Genomic DNA, 19,678 nt, shown 5'->3' on the forward strand with positions numbered 1-19,678 from the left:
CAGGCGACTCATTGATCTTCGGCTTTTCTGAAGTACTGCAGCCAGATTCCACTCAGGAACCAGGCATAAGCGTAGGTACCGACAATGATAAGCATGAAGACGAGGACGATATCCATGGCACTGCCATCCAGAGAAAATGCCGGCACGTAACCAAACAGAAAAGGCGCCAGATAGAGAAACTTGGCGAACCTGAATGCGGTGAATGCTGTCTTCCACATGTTGGCCTTGGCGATAGTGGCACCGGCGAACGCGGCGATACAGACCGGCGGTGTAATGTTGGAGTCCTGAGAGAGCCAGTAGACGATCATATGGGCTGCAAGCTCATTCACTCCCAGATGTGTCAAGGCAGGCACCGCCACCACCGCAGTAATCAGATAGGCCGCCGTCACCGGTACGCCCATACCCAACACCAGCGAAGCCAGGGCAATCAGCAGAATGGTGAGAAACAGTTTTCCATCCGCCAGCTCGATGACTATGTCGGCAAAGGTAAGTACCAGTCCACTGTAAGTCAGCACACCAATGATAATACCGATAACACCCACAGTGGCGCCGATCTTGAGACTGTTCTCCGCTCCGGCTCGCGCCGCCGTCACAAACCCCTTTGGCCCGATGCGGGTCTCCTTCCTGAACCAGCTGACGGCAATAGAGGTAACGATACCGATAATCGCCGCATAACCCGGAGAGTAACCCATCAGCATCAGGACAGTGATCACTGCCAGAGGCAGTATATAGAACCACTCCTTCTTGAGAATCTCCATCGCGCTCTCGGCGGAACGCTCACCCACGATATCGTACTTTTTCGCTTCATAGTGAACCATGACAAAGACACTGAAGAAGTACATCAAGGCGGGAAACAGAGCCACCAGCATGATCTGCGAATAGGGCAGGCCTGTCATCTCGGCCATGATAAAACCGCCCGCACCCATGATGGGCGGCATGAACATTCCACCGATGGAGGCAGCCGGCTCAATCGCCCCCGCCACATGGGGTTTAAAACCTGCCTTCTTCATCATCGGGATAGTGAAGGCACCGGTGGATACCGTGTTGGCGATGGCGCTGCCGGAGATGGACCCGAACAGACCGCTGGCAATGACCGACACCTTGGCGGGTCCACCCAGTTTATGGCCCACTGCAGCCAGGGGAAAATCGATGAAGAAACGCTGTGCGCCACTCTTCTCCAGAAAGGCGCCGAACACCACGAACAGCAGGATATAGGTGGCCAGAACGTTAGCCATGATGCCGAAGACACCATCGCTCTTATAGAAGATACTGGAACAGAGATCGGGAAAGGTATCTCCGGCATGGGAGATAAGGTCCGGCATATAGTCGCCATAGACCCCGTACAAGAGCATGATGCTGCCTATAATAACGAAGACATTGCCCACCACTCTGCGCGCCAACTCGACGCCCAGCAGCACACCGACCATTGCGATTATTTTATCGAGTTCCGTCTCCGCACCTGCACGATAATTGATCGCTTCAAAATTGAACATCCAGTAGCCGATAGTGGCAATGGATAGAAGGATCAACAGATAGTCGATACCCCTTCCGATCCGGCTCTTCGATTGATAAAGCAGGAACACCAGGACATAGGTAATAATAATGTAGATACCACGGTGATACTGAGTGGCCGCCGGCTCCAATACTGCAGAGTAGGAGTAGAAAAGCACCAGAAAAACAGCCAGGATATCGAACAGCCATTGCTCAATCTTGTGCAGTTTTTCAAACATATCGGTACTTCTTCCGTAAATGAGTCGGTGTAGGTTGGGTTAGCGCAGCGTAACCCAACCTACACGCTGACATTTACAACATGCCCTTCTCTTTCCAGAACTTCTCTGCCCCCGGATGCATCGGTGTGACGATACCGTTGACGCCGGTAGAGATGCTCATCTCCTTGAAGGTTTTTTTCTGACTCCGCATGTGTGCCAGCCCCTCATCGGTATAGACTTTTGACAACATGTCATACACGACATCTTCCGGCACCTTGGCATTGGCTACCCAAAGCGATGAATCCTGAAAGGAGGGTGTCTCGTAATCCACCCCTTTGTAGGTACCCGCAGGCACCGAGAGTTCTGAAAAGTAGGGATAACGTTTGAAGAAACCGCTCGAATTCGCATCGGCTCTGAGATCAATGAGATCGATGTCATTGGTTTGTGCCGCCATGATCACCGCACCACTGGGAAAAGCGGTAAAAAGCCAGAAGGCATCCAGCTGATTATTGCCAAACGCCGAAGCGGCGTCATTATAACCCATGGCGTTTCGTTCGACCTTATCCCACACTCCCAGATGGCTGAAAAAGAGTTCGCAGTTGGCGAATGCACCTGAGCCCGCATTACCCACGCCCACCTTCTTGCCCTCAAGATCCTTGATGCTTTTGATACCGGAACCCTTGCGCACCACCAACTGGGCAGGGGCACCATAAAGATAGGAGAGTGCCAGGACGTTTTCATACTTATTTTCGTCATTCTTCAGCCGGCCTTCACGACCAAGGTAGACATGTCCAGAATAGACCACGCCAAAGTGCGCCCGTCCTTTATTCACCTTGCGAAGGTTCTCCACTGAACCTGCGGAGGACTGGGCCTTGACCTTGTAGGTCTTGTTGTTTTTTACCGGACCGTAGACCTGAACCGCATTGGCAACCACCTGAAATGTACCGCCTGCAGGCCCCCCGCTGAACACATACCGTTTTGCTGCGCTCACTGGCGCGGACAGACCCAGAGAGAAAACCAATGCGGCAATGCCGCTCTTGATAAATAACCGACGAATCTTCATTAGTGTTATCTCCTGTGCAATTGACTGGCTATTGTCTATATCTAACGATCACTGCCCGATCCGCTACGCTTGATCAGGCCTACACCTTGTCTTTACGAATTCCGCTACGCTAAGTTACCATTGTAGGCCGGTTCAAGCGTAGCTGAACCGGCATCCCTGCTGAACGGTTACAACTCCATCACCGCGTCCATCTCCACAGCGGCATCCTTCGGCAGGGCGGCAACACCAATGGCGGCGCGCGCTGGATAGGGTTCACTGAAATATTCAGCCATCACCTGATTCACCACGGGAAAATGGCTGAGATCCGTGAGAAAAACATTCAATTTTGCCACGTCGGCAAGTGTGCCGCCTGCCGCACGCGCCACCGCCTGCAGATTATCAAATACCCGGCGGATCTGCATTTCGACATCCCCTCCCACCATCTCCATGGTTTCAGGCACCAGCGGGATCTGTCCAGAGAGGTAGACCGTAGTGCCGCACTTCACTGCCTGTGAATAGGTCCCGATAGCCTGGGGCGCCTGATCGGTGCGAATAATCTCTCGACTCATTGGAACAACTCCTGACAAGGTTGGATAAGGTTCTAAACATATAACGATTCAGATCGATTGGCCTCTGCTCCCGTCCAGGTACGCAGAAACCCTATAACGTGCCTGCAAAGACAGAGTGGATAGTTACCTAAATACTCTGTCTCGATATCTTCAATACGGAGGGAATAACCCGAAGACTGCGCATGATTTTGGCCAGATGCACCCGGTCTTTCACTGTAATGACAAAGACCAGCGTGGAGAAGAGGCCATCCCGCTCCTGGGAAGTCACATTTTCTATATTGGATCCCTGTTCCGAAATCGTCGCGGCCACCGTACCCAACACACCCCGGCGATTGCCCGCCTCAACCCGGATCTCCGTGGCAAACTCGGTCTCAATATCCGATCCCCACTGTGCCTCGATCCAGTTGTGGCCCTGTTTGTTGAATTCACCCAGGTTTCGACACCCATGCCTGTGGATAACAATACCCTTTCCCGGATTGAATACCCCCATTACAGGATCGCCGGGGATCGGCCGACAACAATTGGCAAAGCTGACCACCATGCCTTCGGTGCCCTCGATGGAGAGTCCTCCAGCCGACTCCGCTCCTGGGGTATCCGCCGTTTCAACCGGCGTTGCCAAATCCTCCCCTGCCAAACGTCTTGCTATCAGCAAAGGCATTCGGTTGCCCAGGGCGATCTCCGCCAACAGATCATCCTGGCTCTCCAGGCGGTACTCTTCAAGCACCTGCTGTATCTTCTCTTCTCCCAGCGCATCCAGGCTGATCTGGAACCGTTTAAGCTCTCTTTCAAGTAGTCGCCGACCCAGATCAACCGCAACCTGGCCCTGAAGATTCTTCAGAAATGCCCGGATGTTGGCCCTGGCTTTGCCTGTCACCACATAGTTGAGCCAGGCAGGACTCGGGGTGGCATTTTCGGCATTGATGATCTCGACAGTCTGACCATTGCGCAGCCGGGTACGCAGCGGAACCAGACGCCGGTCGACCCGCGCAGCTACGCAGGTATTACCTACATCCGTATGGACTGTATAGGCAAAATCGACCACCGTAGCACCTTTCGGCAATACCAAAATACGGCCACGAGGGGTGAAGACATAGACTTCATCCGGGAATAGATCTACCTTGACATGCTCAAGAAACTCCACCGAATCACCGACACCCTGCTGCATCTCAAGCAGGTTCTGCAACCAGTCTGAGGCACGGGTACTCATCACAATGCCACCGGAGTCCCCTGACTTATACATCCAGTGGGCAGCAATGCCAGACTCTGAAAGCCGGTCCATCTCTTCGGTACGGATCTGTATCTCGATGGGAATGCCCTGCGGTCCGAACAACACGGTGTGCAACGACTGGTAGCCATTGGCCTTGGGGATGGCAATATAATCCTTGAAGCGGCCCGGCATCGGTTTGTAGAGATTGTGTATAGCGCCAAGAACACGGTAGCAGGTATCGAGCCGGTCGACGATGATGCGAAAAGCAAAAACATCCACCACATCAGAGAAGGTGATGTTTTTCTCCTGCATCTTGCGGTAGATGCTATAGAGATGTTTTTGCCGCCCGTAGACCTGCCCATCCATCCCTTCCTGCACAAGACGGTTGAGCAGCGCAGCCTCCACATTCGCGACCAACTCCTTATGCTGCCCGCGCGATTCGCTCACCGCCTGCCTGAGCGCCCTGTAGCGCATTGGCCAATACGCGGCAAACCCCAAATCCTCAAGCTCCAGGCGGACGCTGTTGATGCCCAAACGGTTGGCGATTGGCGCATAGGTATCCAGGGTTTCGCGCGCGATACGGCGCGCCTTCTCCGGACGCATCACCCCCAGGGTGCGCATATTGTGCAGACGGTCAGCGAGTTTGATCATGATGACCCGGATATCCTTGGTCATCGCCAGCAGCATCTTACGCAGACTGGCGGCCTGCGCCTCGGCCTGGGATTGAAAATCGATCTTGGAAAGCTTGCTGACGCCATCCACCAACTCGGCAATCTCAACACCGAAGGTATCGGCTAACTGCTCCTTGGCGGTGGGGGTATCCTCAATGACATCATGCAGAATCGCCGCCATCAGGCAGTTGTGGTCCATACGCATCTCAGCGAGTATGCGCGCCACGGCGACCGGGTGATAGATATAGGGCTCACCGGTTTTGCGGTGTTGGCCGGAGTGGACTTCGGCACCGAACAGATAGGCGCGATAGACCTCGCGCACCTGATCGGAGTCGAGATAACTTTCCAGATAGGCGCAGAGATCACTGATCAGAAAACGGGGTTTTTCCTGATCAGCGTCCTGCCGGTGGCCGGTTTGATTAAGCAGGTTGCTCATTCAGCACTCCATCATACCTATGATGGATTCTGTGCCGATTTCCCTCCGATATGCAAGATCAAATCCAAGGGGGATTTGGCCTGCGGCGTAAACAGGGAGAATTATGCGCCAGGCTGTACCATTGGAGAGGCATCGAACGCAGCACCGTCATCAACCACAACATCCTGTTTCGCCATATTTGCGGCATCCACGTCCTGGTGAGTGATCAGACCGTCGGCAATCTCCCGCAGCGCCACCACCGTCGGTTTGTCATTTTCCCAAGGTATCAGCGGCTCCACGCCATTGACCAGCTGCCGGGCACGCTTGGTCGCCAGCAGGACCAGATCAAACCGGTTATCCACGTAATCGAGACAATCTTCAACGGTAACGCGAGCCATCTTTACTTTCACTCCGGGTAACAAAGCGGACTGAACCGCACAGGGAACTTCTCATGGTATACGAACCAGCCTCAAACTTCCACGCCCGCAGCCTACTGCCTGGTCCGCATGGGGTGACGAACGTAGGATGCAACCCGCGCACCATGATTGCTGCTTTTTCCGGTGCGCATGGCGCACCCTACCAGGTAAATTGAACGCCGAAATCCGAGTTAGAACAACACATCATCCACGGCTTTCGTGAAAGCATCTTCCCGATTGCTCTTGGAAGGCGCTACAGCAATACCCAAATGCTGCTCCACTTGCTCGATAAGAGAGACGACCTCGCTGGAGAGTAGATCGATTTTCTGGAAAAGGGACTCTGCTGCCTCTGTTCTGCCCTGGTCCTTGAGCTTGACGACCTCGGTTATCGCTTGATGAAGTTCTTCATGTGGCCTGTCAATAGCTACCATTTCCGGGATATTCATGTATTCACTGGCATCAGCTGAGTGATACCACTTCCCGAAGTCACAATGGAGATGGGAAACCACTTCATCCTGAGTCACTGTGGAGGTGCCGTCCAGAAAACCCCTTATGCGGGTCTTCCAGGCAAGGTGGGTGTACTTGGAGGCCTGAAGCTTACTGTGGATCTGCCCGCTAACCGTGTACTCGTTGACAAACAACTGCAGCTCCCCCACCGCATCGCCCAACTGCACACTTGAGTCACGGGTTTGATCCGCGCTCATGGACGAGAGCTGGGAGAACTGCTGAATGTTGGACTGCATATTCTGCGACAAACCGGAAAAGATTGTGACTTGCCCCTCCGTAGACTCTGCAATCAAGGCATTGATGTCAGTAATAGTGTTGACCGATTCACTGATAGCATTCAATGCCACACCGGTTTCATCAGCCCGGGAAACACTCTCCACGGCCTGTTCACTGCTCCGCTTCATAACCACTACCGCCTCGTCCGTTGAGCCTTTGAGCCGGTCAATAATACTTTCAATCTCCTGGGTGGACTCCTGCGTGCTCTGGGCAAGATTCCGCACTTCATCCGCAACAACGGCGAACCCCCGTCCCGAATCACCTGCCCTGGCCGCTTCAATCGCTGCATTCAGGGCCAACAGGTTGGTCTGCTCGGCGATACCGCGAATCACTGCCACGATACCGCCGATCTCCTGATTATGGGTTTCCAGCTGGTGCATCACCCCTTCAGCCTGTTGAATATCCTTGGCCAGCGCATTGATGGCCGAGATACTGTCCTGGGTTACGCCCATACCTTCCGCCGCCAGCTGCCTGGCTTGATTAGCCGACTCGGAAGCCTGATTGGAGTTCGCCGCCACCTCCCTGATACTGACCACCATCTGGTCAATATTGTCCGTAACCTCTCCTGTTTCGAGCTGCTGTATTTGAATGCCGTTTAGGGTCTGCTTGGCCACATCCCCCATCTTTGTGGCGGCATTTGCAACCGAGACAGCCGCCTTCATCGACTGAGTGACAAGCGTTTCGATCTGCGCCGAAAGCTGATTGTATGCCTTGGCCATATGACCCAACTCATCCATCTTGTCCGCAGGCAGCCGCAGAGTCAGATCTTTAGTCTTGATTCCATCTACAAGGGTTGTTTCAAAGTGTTCAATCCGGCGGGTAATTGAAAGTACACCGGCTATACCAGACGCGGCAAGCAGCAACCCCAGCAACATAAGCACCGAGGTCAGCCAAAGTTGAACTTCTGAGCGACTCTTCGCAAGCCCAAGGCCATAGGCCGCCAAGCGACTGACGGCCCGGTTCAGATCAAGCACGGTATCTATAGCCTGGGTTGAGGCCTTCAGCCACTCTTGAGAGGTGACGGGATACTCGCCCGTCTCCCGCTGTGCATATATCCGCTCTCTGAGTTGTTGATACCCGCCGAGGAAAACGCTTTTCGCCTTTTGCAGCGCCTTGGACACATCATCCGCGGCCTGCTGATCGACATCCCCTATTTGATAAAGCAACTGCTCGATGCCTTCATCCAACAATCCGAAATGCTCATCGACGATGGCACGATTGGCGTTAAGGGCCGCAAGTTCGTCCTCTGATAGAGGCTGGCGATGGGACGTGGCCCGGCCAAGCTGCGCCCGCTCCAAACCCGCATGTTCTGAAATCAACCAGATTGAGTGCTTGATCGATCGATTGATCTGTACGGCCATCTCTTCAGGCGCTTGCGCCAAAAAAGCCTCAAGCCGTAACCTGGCTCCCGAACGGATATACTCTGTCATCACCTCAATCCAGCGGGAGGAATCAATCCCCGCACCGGCTCCAGACAACATGGCATCGACGGCGGATCTGGCTTTATTGGCCGCAGCCCGGCCATGACGAAACGCTGAAAGTTGCCTCAGAAATGAACCGCTGACCCAATCCTCCTGACTGATCGAGTCGGCCAATCCCAGGGCCACCTGCACCTCCTTCCCGGCTCGCTCCCGCTGCACCCGGACTTTGCCCATCAGTGCGGAGTCAAAACTTCCCGTGAGATTGAATTGCGCAATAAGGGTGTTGGTAAGTCCACGTTCAAGCGCCTGATGAGACGCTGCTCCCAAAATACGATCGGCAAGTTGGTTGGCTATCTCCAGGCCCTGACTATGCCGATTATCGACCATTGCCGGCACAAATCCCCAGTAGAGACCGGTGGCACTTAAAGCCGCTACCAACAGCCCAACAATCCCCAATAGTTTCTGCTTAATGGAAAAAGTCACGTTCCCCGCTCCTTGAAAAGCATCATTTCCATGGGGACATCCAAAATCTCCCCTCTTGCATGAGACTATCGGCAGATATCAACGACTCTTTAACCTTGGCAATCTACCCATATCCAATGGTCTGATTCACAAACCGCCGCACCAGCGCCAATCCCCTTCCAGCAGGAAGAAGGTTGAGGAATATCAGTAAAATACGACATCACCACATTCTGATAGCTGTTGCCCAAAGCCAGCTGTGCTTCTATTATTTTCAGATGACTAAGGACAACATATTGTAAGCAATGAAGCTTCAGTCAAAACTACTTTTCGCTTTCGGTTCGGTGCTGATCGCCACCTTTATCCTGGTGGAGATCATCGGCTACCGACAGACCCATGAGCAGATGCTGGCAAACCTGCGCCAGGATGCGTTGGAGATCCGAGGGGTCCTGATGGCCACCCGCCGGGTCTATCACCATCAATTCATCAACAGCGGCCTGCCGCTGAACAAGAAAACCCTCGGTTTTCTACCGGCCCACGCCATGAACCGGATCTCCAACGACTTCCTGAACTGGAGCGACAGCGGACTAAGCTTCAACAACGTCTCCGACCGCCCCCGTAACCCTGACAATCAGGCCGACGAAGTCGAACTGGAGGCATTGGTTTGGTTTCGCGCCAACCCCAAGGAGAAAGAACGCCTGGTTCCCTTCAAGAACTCACAGGGGCAATCCTATTTCCACTTCTCGAGCCCCATCTGGACCGAGGAGTACTGTCTGAAATGCCATGGTGGACGTGACGAAGCGCCACAAACCATCCGCGAAACATACGCCGCATCGTATGACTACCAGCTGGGTGATCTGCGCGGCCTGATGAGTATCAAGCTACCCGCCCATTTCATCGAGAACGAGGTGTTGGCCCAACGCATTACTGAAATGTGGGGTCACCTGTTCGCCTTTGCCTTCGCCTTTGCCTTCGGCGCCTGGCTGCTGCGCAGATGGGTCACCCGCAGGCTGACGCTGATCCAGTCTGTTGCGGGCGATCTGGCCAGGGGTGATTACGATGCCCGGGTGCCGGTTCAGGGACACGATGAGTTGTGTGACCTCGCCTCAGCCTTCAACGACATGGCGGAACAGCGCCGGACAGCCGAGTCGTCACGCCGGGAGAGTGAACAGCAAGTACGGGATCTGCTCGATTCCACCGCCGAGGCGATCTATGGCCTGGATGCAAAAGGGCGCTGCACTATTGTCAATCCGGCCTGTCTTCGGATGCTGGGTTATCAGCATGCCGGCGAATTGGTCGGCAGAGAGATGCACCCCATGATGCACCATAGCAAGGCGGACGGCACAACCCGTTCACTGGATGAGTGTCTCATCGCCGGCGCCTGGCGAGACGGTCAGGCGACACTCACAGCCAAGGACATCTTCTGGCGCCGGGATGGCAGCAGTTTTCCGGTGGAGTTCTCCGCCTATCCGATCCGGCGAGACGGTGAAGTCGTGGGGGCAGTGGCGACTTTCCTCGACATCACCGATCGACTGAAGAGCGAAGAGAGCCTGCAGCGGGCGCAAAAAATGGAGGCGGTGGGACAGCTCACCGGCGGCATCGCCCACGACTTCAACAACCTGCTGGGCATCATGCTCGGCAATCTCGACTTTCTCCAGCAGCTGGTAGCGGATAACAAAAAGGCCGGTGAACGGGTGCAGACCACAACCAAGGCAGCCTTGCGTGCTGCAGATCTGACCAAGCAACTGCTCGGTTTCTCAAGGCGCGAGTCAAAAAACATCACCGCCACAGATCTGAACCAGGTCATCTGGGGAATGGAGAGCCTGATCGCCCGCTCGGTCACCCCTGAAGTAGAGGTAGAACTGCTGCTGGCGGAGGGACTCTGGCTGACCGAGATCGACCAGGGCGACTTGCAGGACGCCCTGCTGAACCTGGTCCTCAATGCCCGGGACGCCATGCCCAACGGTGGCAGCCTGACCATCGAGACCGCCAACCGGGTGCTCGATGCCATCTATGAGGGGCAAAATCCCATCGTCGATAAGGGTGACTATGTCCAACTGGCTGTCAGTGACAGCGGCAGCGGCATCCCCGCCAAGGCGCTGGAGCACATCTTCGAACCCTTCTTCACCACTAAACCCGAGGGCAGAGGCACCGGCCTGGGCTTGAGCATGGTGTATGGTTTCGTGCAACGCTCCAAAGGCTATATCAAGGCCTACTCCGAGCCTGGCATCGGCACCACCATTCATCTCTACCTACCCCGCTCAGGAGACCAGCCTCAGAATTCCGCACACTCGGCCGACAACGAAGCAATATTACCCAAAGGAACCGAGAGCATCCTGGTGGTGGATGATGAGACGGATCTGGTAGAAATAGCCAGCAATCATCTGGAATCACTCGGTTACCAAACAGTCGTTGCGGGAAGTGGCCGGCAAGCACTGCAAATACTGGACAAATCCAGGCAGATAGATCTGCTTTTCAGTGACGTGGTGATGCCGGGCATGAGCGGTTATGAACTGGCCCAGCAGGCAACCGCCAAAAATCCGAAACTTAAGGTACTGCTTGCATCAGGTTTCACCAAAAAAGCAGTGGCGCAAAATGGTCAGGCACGCTTCTCCGCTTCCCTGTTAAGCAAACCCTATGGCAAGGCTGAATTGGCCCGGCGGGTGCGGGAGGCACTTGATGATTGATCCGTTCATTCGTAATACGAACCATGGCATCGCAGGAGCCATACAGAAATGACGACAACAGGCAGTTCACCGCTACGCGTGATAGTCATCGTGACCCTGGCCGTGGTGGCCGCCATGGCCATCCTCATCTCATCTTCAGGCATTGCGCTCAGAATCGCCAAGCAGAGCGCGCCCCTGATCGATGCTGCCATGGAGGTCAAGTATGAATTGAGTCTCTACCACCTCTGGTTCGAGGAGCTGGTGCAACAGGACCCAACGGTGGACCGGGAGCAGGTTTGGCAGCATCTCAACCAGGCACGCTGGTATGCCAACGCAATGCTGGAGGGGGGAGAAAATCGGGAAGGGCAATTTCAGGCGCTCGATGATCCCATCCCCCGCGCCATGATCCTCAAGACACTGGATCACATGGATCGTTTTGAAAGTGTCGGACTAAATCGTCTTGAAACAGCCCAAAGCAGTCTAGCTGGATCGGGAGAGGATCAGCGCTTCGACAAGGTTTTTGTGGAGGTCATCACCATCGCCGATGCGGCCGAAACAGCCGTTCAGCAGAACATGGCTGCTCAAGTCAGGCAGTTTGAGCGTCTGGTTTACATCCTTGGAGTGGTGGTAGTACTGGTTGGACTGGCAGGGGGCACTCTGTTTTTCCTTTTCGAGCGACGGCGCAACGCTCATTACGATTTGCTGTTGGAGAGCAGGGAACAACTTGGCCGTGAGCAGAAGTTGCTGAAAGAAGCCCAGGCATTTGCCCACATAGGAAACTGGACGCTCGACGCCGGCACAATGAAGGCTGCCTGGTCGGATGAGATCTTTCGCATCTTTGGCATCGATGCCACCGATAATGTTGGCCCTGAATTTCTCACTGGCCTGCTCCATCCGGAAGACCGGAATCCTGTGCTCTCATCCCTGCAGTGCGCGGTAGAGGATGGCCGTGCACACGACATGGAATACCGCATTGTCCGTCCTGATGGTGAAATCCGCTGGATCAACTGTCTGGCCAGGCAGTTGCAGGACGAAAGCGGGAAGGTATTGGGGCTAAGTGGAGTCATCCAGGACATTACGAAACGCAAGCTCGATGAGTTCCAAATGCAGGAAAGCAACGAACGATTGAGCCGCCTGTTCGAACATACCGATGCGATAGCCGTGCAGGGCTGCGACAAAAATCGCCGCATAATCTACTGGAATCCAGCCAGCGAATCCCTCTATGGTTATCCGGAAGATGAAGCCATCGGTCAGCAGTTGGAAGACCTCATTATTCCAGACGAAATGCGTGAGCAGGTAATTTCGGCCATCGATGCCTGGGTGGAAGAGGAGGAAGAGATCCCTTCCTCGGAACTGACCCTTCGCAGGGCTGACGGTTCGCAGGTAGAGGTTTTTTCAAGCCACGTTATGTTCCGGAACAAAAACAATGAACCGGAGATGTATAGTATCGATGTAGACCTTACCGAGCTCAAACAGGCCGAAGCCAAGGTGCGTAAGGGCGAACTGGTATTGAATTCCGTATTCCAGGCCCTGCCTGACCTGTTCTTCCTGATGGACAGGGACGGCACTATAAGAGACTACCGTGCCCAACAAACATCTGCCCTGTACGTACCGCCGGAGACCTTCCTCGACAAACGCATGCAGGATGTACTTCCACCCGCAATCGCCACCCAGTTTGATGATAATCTGGCTAAGGTAAGTACACAGGGAGGACTGGCCACATACGAATATAGTCTTGAAGTGCCACAAGGCCCCAGGCAGTACGAAGCCCGCCTCAGCAGGTTACCCGACAGCCCACAGTTCATCGCCGTTGTGCGGGATATTACAGGACGCAAACAGGCCGAGGTGGCCCTGAAAAACAGTGAAGAGCGTTACCGCACCATCTTTGAAGGTGCGCCTGAAGGCGTTTGGTTGATTGGGCCTGACCACCAGACTCTGGAAGTGAATCAGCGCTTGTGCGAGATGCTGGGTTATCAGGCAGATGAAATGACAGGAAGATCCCCCCTGGATTTCTCTGATGAAGTGAACCAGAAAATTTTCCGGACACAAATGGGACGGATAGATACAACCAGCAGACGCAACTATGAGGTCGAGCTACGCCACTGTGATGGCCATAACATCCCGGTCTATTTCAACGCTATCACCTTACACACAGACACAGGCGCAACTTTGGCGGCAGTGGCATTTGTGACCGACCTGACCGGTCAGAAAGCCGCTGAACAAGTCTTGCGCCGCGCCCAGAAGATGGACGCCATCGGTCAGCTCACCGGCGGCATCGCCCACGACTTCAACAATCTGCTGGGCATCATTATCGGCAACCTCGACTTTCTCAAACGTCTGGTTGAAGACAACGACAAATCTCTCAAGCGGGTGGACTCCGCATCAAAGGCAGCCCTGCGCGCCGCCGATCTGACCCGGCAGCTGTTGGGATTTTCCCGCAAGCAGTCACAGGAGACACGTCCCACCGACATCAACCAGGTGATACGGGGCATGGAGAGTTTGATTGCCCGTTCGGTGACCCCGGAGGTGGAGGTGGAACTGCAGCTGACCGACGCCCCCTGGCGAACCCATATCGACCCCGGCGATCTCGAGGATGCCCTGCTGAACCTGATCCTCAACGCCCGCGACGCCATGCCGCAGGGAGGAAAACTCACTATTGAGACCGCCAACAGGCAGCTGGACGCGGCATATACCGAGCTGAATCCCACCATTGCCCCCGGCGACTATCTGCAATTGGCGGTGAGCGATAACGGCAGCGGTATCCCGGTGGAGATCATGGAGCAAATATTCGACCCCTTCTTTACCACCAAACCACCAGATAGGGGTACCGGCCTGGGACTGAGCATGGTGTACGGATTTGCCCAGCGATCCTACGGTTACGTCAAAGCCTATTCGGAGGCCGGGGTCGGCACCACCATCCGGCTCTATCTGCCTCGTACTATTGAAGCAGCGAAGCAGGCTCCACAGACAAACACTAAGGAAATCCTCGTCTCTCAAGGCCATGAGACAATTCTGGTGGTCGACGACGAAAACGACCTGCTGGATCTGGCCAGAGACTACCTGGAAGAGGCAGGTTACAGAATCTATACTGCGACCAGAGGGCCGGAAGCCCTTGCGATCCTCAAATCCAAAGACGATATCAAGCTGCTGTTCAGCGATGTGGTGATGCCCGGTGGTATGAACGGTTATGAACTGGCGGAACAGGCTAATGAACTCAACCCCGGCCTCAAGGTATTGTTCACATCAGGCTTCACCAAAAAGGCGGCCGCCAGAAATTATCAGGCGCGCGTTGCCGCCAATCTCCTGACAAAACCCTATAGCAGAGAGGATCTGATGAAACGCATTCGAGAGACCCTGGATGGAGAGGAGTCGTGAGTAAACCACGCCTTATTGTCGTTGATGACGATCCGGAAATGGCCGCACTGATCGCGGATGTCGGCGAGATGACCGGCTTTGAGTCAGAAGTATCCATCAGCGCAAAAGCACTTCTGGAAGCAGAAACCCAATCCCGCCATGATGTGATGGTGATCGACCTTTTCATGCCGGATACCGATGGATTTGAGTTGATCAACACACTGGCCGAGCAGGGGTGCAAAGCCGCCATCATTATGGTCAGCGGTTATGACAAGGCCCTGCTCAGAGGCGCTGGCCAGATCGCCACGGCACATGGACTCAATCTACTGGGCACACTCGCCAAACCTTTTCGCCTGGAGGAGGTTGAAGCGCTGTTGCGTAAAGCAATAGGCAACACAAATCATGGCTGACAAGAGAAAATTGCTGGTAATCGATGATGAACCGGATATCGGCGTGTTTGTGCGTGATGTCGCGCTGGATTTAGGTTATGAAGCGATCTCCATTCACCGCCCGGACAGCTTCGAAGCATTCTTCTCGGACGACATTGACCTGGTCGTACTCGACCTGATCATGCCTGGACGCGATGGAGTGGAACTCCTGCGCACTATGGCTGAGCGCTCTTCAACTGCCTCTATCATACTGATCAGTGGCTATGACACCGGCGTGCTCCACTCCGCACAAAAACTCGCCTCAGAACAGGGTCTCCACGTCGTCGGTACATTGACCAAACCGATCCGCTACAGAGAACTGGAGGATATGCTCAACGCGATTGTTTACCCATCTAAAAACAGACCACGCGATGCAATCGAATTCCTTGAGTTTCCCTCTGAACAGGAGCTGCAACAGGCGATCGACAATGGCGAACTGGAACCCCATTTTCAACCACAAGTGAATTTTTCCGATAATTCACTTGTTGGCGTGGAGGCCCTGATTCGCTGGCGCCACCCGGCCCACGGTCTGCTTATGCCGGATATCATCATCCCGTTGGCGGAACAATCCGGATTGATGGACAGGCTCTCCGCAGAGGTGCTTCAGCAAGCATTCAAACAAGTCAGCGAGTGGATGGCTGCGGGCCTGAAGACACGCGTCGCCATCAACATGGCGCCGTGTAATTTCAAAGACCTCAATCTGCCGGAATTGATTGACGTGAAGATTGGGCAGTATGGCCTGGGGCCTGACCAGGTCACCCTTGAAGTGACTGAAACCACCCTCATGCAGGAGCTGATCAAATCCCTCGACATTCTAACCCGCCTTAGAATGAAACAGATCAAACTCTCAATCGATGATTTTGGTACGGGTTACTCATCTCTGCAGCAGTTACACCGCATCCCATTTTCCGAGATGAAGATCGACAAGTCCTTTGTCATGCGGGCCACCTCCGACAAGGAGGCGCTGGCTATCGTGAAGATGACTATCCTGCTGGGACACGAACTGGGTATGAAGGTGGTTGCCGAAGGCATAGAGAGCCAGGAGACATGGGATCTTCTGTCAGACCTAGGCTGCGACGTCGCTCAAGGTTACTTCATTGCAAAACCGATGCCGGGCGGACAATTGCCTAACTGGGTTAGAAACCACCTTCAGTGAGCCTCGACGGATGGAAAGCTAATCGGCACTCTTCTCATACGTAAAATAGAGCCATAGAAAACCCGAAACCCCAGCCAGCGCCGAGGCAAACAGAATCCCGGTTTTTGCCATCAGTAGATCTTCAGCATGGTGAGCAAAACCCAGTTCCGCAATGAATATCGACATGGTAAAACCGATCCCACCCATCAGGGCTACACCGACAATGTGCTTGAAGTTCAAGCCGTGTGGCAGCGAGGTCAAACCGAGTTTCACGGCAACCCAGGAGAAACCTGCAATGCCAATCAATTTCCCCAGAACCAAACCAACAGCTATGCCCATAGAAACCGGGTGAGCAACGATACTGCCCAAAGAGGACCAGTCGATTGGGATACCTGCATTTGCCAGAGAAAAGATGGGGATTACCAGATAGGCAGACGGCAGGTGCATCTTGCGTTCCAGAATCTGAGCGGGCGCCTGCACCAGCAGCACACCCTCTCCCAAGGCCCGAACCCGTGACCGCATTTCGTCATTGATGACGATATTCTCTTCACGCCGGTAGGCCCGTTTGATCTGTTCAACCATCCCATTGATCTGCGACAGAAAACGCTCCGGATCATACTTTGGACGCATGGGAATGGTGAAGGCCAGAAAGATGCCTGCAAGCGTTGCATGAACGCCACTCTTCAGCATCGCTATCCAGAGCACAATACCCAGCAGAATATAGGGTAAAGGGCGGCGTATTCCACCGAGGTTCAATGAAACCAGCAGTGCCAGCATGGCAGCGGCAATGACCAGGGCAGGAATATTGATAGTCTCTGTATAGAACAGCGCAATGACCAAAACGGCGCCCAGATCGTCGACAATCGCCAGTGCCACCAGAAATGTCAGCAGGTTCTTGGGGACCCGCTTGCCCAGCAATGCCAAGGCGCCCAGAGCAAAAGCAATATCGGTGGCCATAGGCACACCCCAGCCATTTAAGGTGTGCCCCTCCGGATTGAAACTGATGTAGAAAAAAACCGGCACCAGCATGCCGCCAATGGCTGCAACTATCGGCAGCACCGCCTGTTTCGGGTCGGCAAGTTCCCCCACCAGAATCTCACGTTTGAGTTCCAATCCGACCACAAAAAAGAACATCGCCATCAAACCGTCGTTGATCCAGTGATGCAGCGACTTGGATAGTTGGAACCCCGGCATGCCAATCGTAAACGGCAGCTCCAGCAGGTGATGGTAGGCCTCATTCCATTGGCTGTTGGCAACATAGAGCGCCACAACCGCACACAACATCAGCAGAACACCGCTGGTAGTCTGTCGGTGGATAAACTCGTCCAGAGGGGTTAATACCCGATCAAAGGCCTTTTCCCAGGGAGCGACAAACTCTTTTTTCGTCGTTTTTTTCATCAAATCAAATAACTCTACTGGAGAACACTGGAAATCCAGTCAAAGACCATTCCAGCGACCTTGTTTCATTGGGCATGACCTAGATCCTCAACATGTTCAGCAAAGCCGGCGCCAGCTTCAGTGTAGATATTGAAAACAGCGGTCGCACCAGACTGTCGCAACACTTCCACCTCATCTGAAAATCTTGCCGTTGCAGCAATACGTCCGGAGAAAGATATCTCCTGCAGTTGCTCCAGGGCATCCAGATTAGCCTGAAGATTCGGCAGCGCCAGCATGATGAGTTCGATACTGTGTCCTTGCTCTATTTTATCCCAGAAGTCCGCATCGCTTGGGTCGCCATGTAGCGCTTTGCGTCCCATCGATTGGTGTCCCTTGACCAAATCGGCATCAAAATCGATACCGACGACAGTTTCACCATGAAGTGCACGCATCTTCTCGTAAGCGCCACTGCCTACCCTGCCCATGCCGAAGATGGCGATGGTCGCACCGAGCGTATCCAGAATCGTATCATCCGGAAGCCTCTCCCTGCGCTGAAACTTCCATAAAAAATCTCTGAATGTGCTGTAGATTTTGTCATCCCTGCTGTTTAATGGGGCCGCCACGACATACGAGAGGGAGAGTGCAATAGCGATAACCACCAGCCACTCACCATCCAGCCAACCACTCGATACGCCAATCGCCGCAACGATCAAGCCGAATTCACTGTAGTTGGTCAGGTTAAGCGTTGCCAGCAGGGAGGTCCGCGCCCGAAGTTTGAAACGGGTCATCAGCGCAAAAAAGATCGCGGATTTAACGAAAACAAAAGGCACCAATAGGGCTCCTATGATCAACGCCTCCAACGAAAGCTGACCTGACATGCCGATGGAGAGAAAGAAACCCACCAGAAACAGGTCCTTGAAACCCAGCATCGATTTGGCCATCTCCACCGATTTGGGGTGGGCTGAAATCAACACCCCCACGATGAGCGCTCCCAAATCATCCTTCACTCCAGCCAACTCAAAGAGTTCAGCACCACCCAATGCCAGCACCAGACCATACAGAATTAACAGTTCACCATGTCCCGTTTTCTGTAACAGATGGTGCAACACCGGTCGTAGCGGGATAAGCAGAAACAGCGACAGTGCCCAGAGTGACGGGAGCTTCCCTGTGGATGCCGCCAGAAAGATGACTGCAGCCAGATCCTGCATCACCAGGATGCCGATAGCGATCCGGCCATGCAGGGACTTCATCTCCCCTTTCTCCTCCAGCACCTTGACGACGAATACCGTACTGGAAAAACTCAATGCAAAGGCAAGCATCAACGAAAGCTTGAGATCCAGACCGGAGAAGAGCGGCACACTCATCAAGGCAAGCACAAATATTGCCGCCCCGAAGAGGACAATAATGAGGGCGATATGCAGGAGTGTCACCGACCAGACCTGAGGTCTTATCAGGACCTTAAGATTCAGCTTAAGGCCAACGGTGAACAGCAGCAGGGTGATACCCAGATCCGCAAGCTTCTGTAGCATCTCGCCGCTTACGATACCCAGGTAATTGAGCACGAAACCTGTCGCCAGAAACCCCACCAGCGGTGGCAGCCCAATCTGTCTTGCCAGAAAACCCAGACAAAAAGCCAGTGAGATCCAGGCAACATCTCCCAGCGCAACGGCGACCCATTCAAAATCCATGATAACTATTCAGATTGCAATGCAAAAATGTGATTTCCAATGAGTCCTGAAACAGCTTTGTCCTTCATCAATCACCATTGTCGGAACAGTGAAAATTCCACCCTCGACTTGCTACATTATGACACCACTCAATACAGGGAACAGTAGGATATCACCGACAAAAAAGCCCCGCATCAAGTGGGCCAGCCGATTATCTGAATGGCATCGGACCGCTTGAATTGACGCTTTGCTGAATCGCTTCGACCAGAATATCCACATCGATGGGCTTTGTCACATGTTCCACCATCCCACTGGCCAGACAGCGCGCTTTCTCTTTGGCCAAGGCGTGGGCTGTCAAT

The 19,678-nt window shown here is 54.0% G+C and carries 12 protein-coding genes; 4 read left to right on the plus strand and 8 right to left on the minus strand.

Going from position 1 to position 19,678, the window contains the following annotated elements:
* Nucleotides 1–8: 8 nt before the first annotated feature.
* The 6 genes from HPY30_07095 to HPY30_07120 form a co-directional block, all read right to left on the minus strand.
* Nucleotides 9–1,730: a TRAP transporter fused permease subunit gene (locus tag HPY30_07095; GenBank protein ID QYZ65775.1), complete on the minus strand. Its 1,722-nt coding sequence runs from the start codon at nucleotides 1,728–1,730 to the stop codon at nucleotides 9–11.
* A gap of 73 nt (nucleotides 1,731–1,803) precedes the next feature.
* On the minus strand, nucleotides 1,804–2,772 hold the full coding sequence (locus HPY30_07100) for a TAXI family TRAP transporter solute-binding subunit (protein QYZ65776.1): 969 nt from the start codon (nucleotides 2,770–2,772) through the stop codon (nucleotides 1,804–1,806).
* A gap of 167 nt (nucleotides 2,773–2,939) precedes the next feature.
* Nucleotides 2,940–3,320 carry a RidA family protein gene (locus HPY30_07105; protein ID QYZ65777.1) on the minus strand — a complete coding sequence of 127 codons (381 nt, stop codon included), beginning with the start codon at nucleotides 3,318–3,320 and terminating at the stop codon, nucleotides 2,940–2,942.
* Nucleotides 3,321–3,447: 127 nt separating this feature from the next.
* Nucleotides 3,448–5,634: a bifunctional GTP diphosphokinase/guanosine-3',5'-bis pyrophosphate 3'-pyrophosphohydrolase gene (gene spoT, locus HPY30_07110; GenBank protein QYZ65778.1), complete on the minus strand. Its 2,187-nt coding sequence runs from the start codon at nucleotides 5,632–5,634 to the stop codon at nucleotides 3,448–3,450.
* Nucleotides 5,635–5,735: 101 nt separating this feature from the next.
* Nucleotides 5,736–6,011, minus strand: a complete 276-nt coding sequence (rpoZ, locus tag HPY30_07115; protein QYZ65779.1) for a DNA-directed RNA polymerase subunit omega — start codon at nucleotides 6,009–6,011, stop codon at nucleotides 5,736–5,738.
* Nucleotides 6,012–6,220: 209 nt separating this feature from the next.
* Nucleotides 6,221–8,716, minus strand: a complete 2,496-nt coding sequence (locus tag HPY30_07120) for a hypothetical protein (protein ID QYZ65780.1) — start codon at nucleotides 8,714–8,716, stop codon at nucleotides 6,221–6,223.
* A gap of 281 nt (nucleotides 8,717–8,997) precedes the next feature.
* Between HPY30_07120 and HPY30_07125 the strand changes: the two genes are divergently transcribed.
* The 4 genes from HPY30_07125 to HPY30_07140 are packed head-to-tail and all read left to right on the plus strand — an operon-like array spanning nucleotide 8,998 to nucleotide 16,296.
* The gene (locus tag HPY30_07125) at nucleotides 8,998–11,379 is read left to right on the plus strand and encodes a DUF3365 domain-containing protein (GenBank protein ID QYZ65781.1); all 2,382 of its coding nucleotides are present in this window, start codon (nucleotides 8,998–9,000) and stop codon (nucleotides 11,377–11,379) included.
* A gap of 48 nt (nucleotides 11,380–11,427) precedes the next feature.
* Entirely contained in the window at nucleotides 11,428–14,733 is a 3,306-nt protein-coding gene (locus HPY30_07130; GenBank protein QYZ65782.1) for a PAS domain S-box protein, read from the plus strand.
* Nucleotides 14,730–15,122: a response regulator gene (locus HPY30_07135; GenBank protein QYZ65783.1), complete on the plus strand. Its 393-nt coding sequence runs from the start codon at nucleotides 14,730–14,732 to the stop codon at nucleotides 15,120–15,122. Before HPY30_07130 ends, HPY30_07135 begins: the two co-directional genes overlap by 4 nt.
* Nucleotides 15,115–16,296, plus strand: a complete 1,182-nt coding sequence (locus HPY30_07140) for an EAL domain-containing response regulator (GenBank protein ID QYZ65784.1) — start codon at nucleotides 15,115–15,117, stop codon at nucleotides 16,294–16,296. Before HPY30_07135 ends, HPY30_07140 begins: the two co-directional genes overlap by 8 nt.
* Before the next feature lie 18 nt (nucleotides 16,297–16,314).
* Here HPY30_07140 and nhaA read toward each other — a convergent pair whose 3' ends face one another.
* Both nhaA and HPY30_07150 read right to left on the minus strand, forming a co-directional pair.
* A complete protein-coding gene (nhaA, locus tag HPY30_07145; GenBank protein ID QYZ65785.1) occupies nucleotides 16,315–17,673 on the minus strand; it encodes a Na+/H+ antiporter NhaA in 1,359 nt (452 codons plus the stop codon).
* Nucleotides 17,674–17,738: 65 nt separating this feature from the next.
* Nucleotides 17,739–19,340: a cation:proton antiporter gene (locus HPY30_07150; protein ID QYZ65786.1), complete on the minus strand. Its 1,602-nt coding sequence runs from the start codon at nucleotides 19,338–19,340 to the stop codon at nucleotides 17,739–17,741.
* Nucleotides 19,341–19,678 lie beyond the last annotated feature (338 nt).

The organism is Gammaproteobacteria bacterium (ex Lamellibrachia satsuma), from assembly GCA_019623805.1.
Classification (GTDB): Bacteria; Pseudomonadota; Gammaproteobacteria; order Chromatiales; family Chromatiaceae; genus QGON01.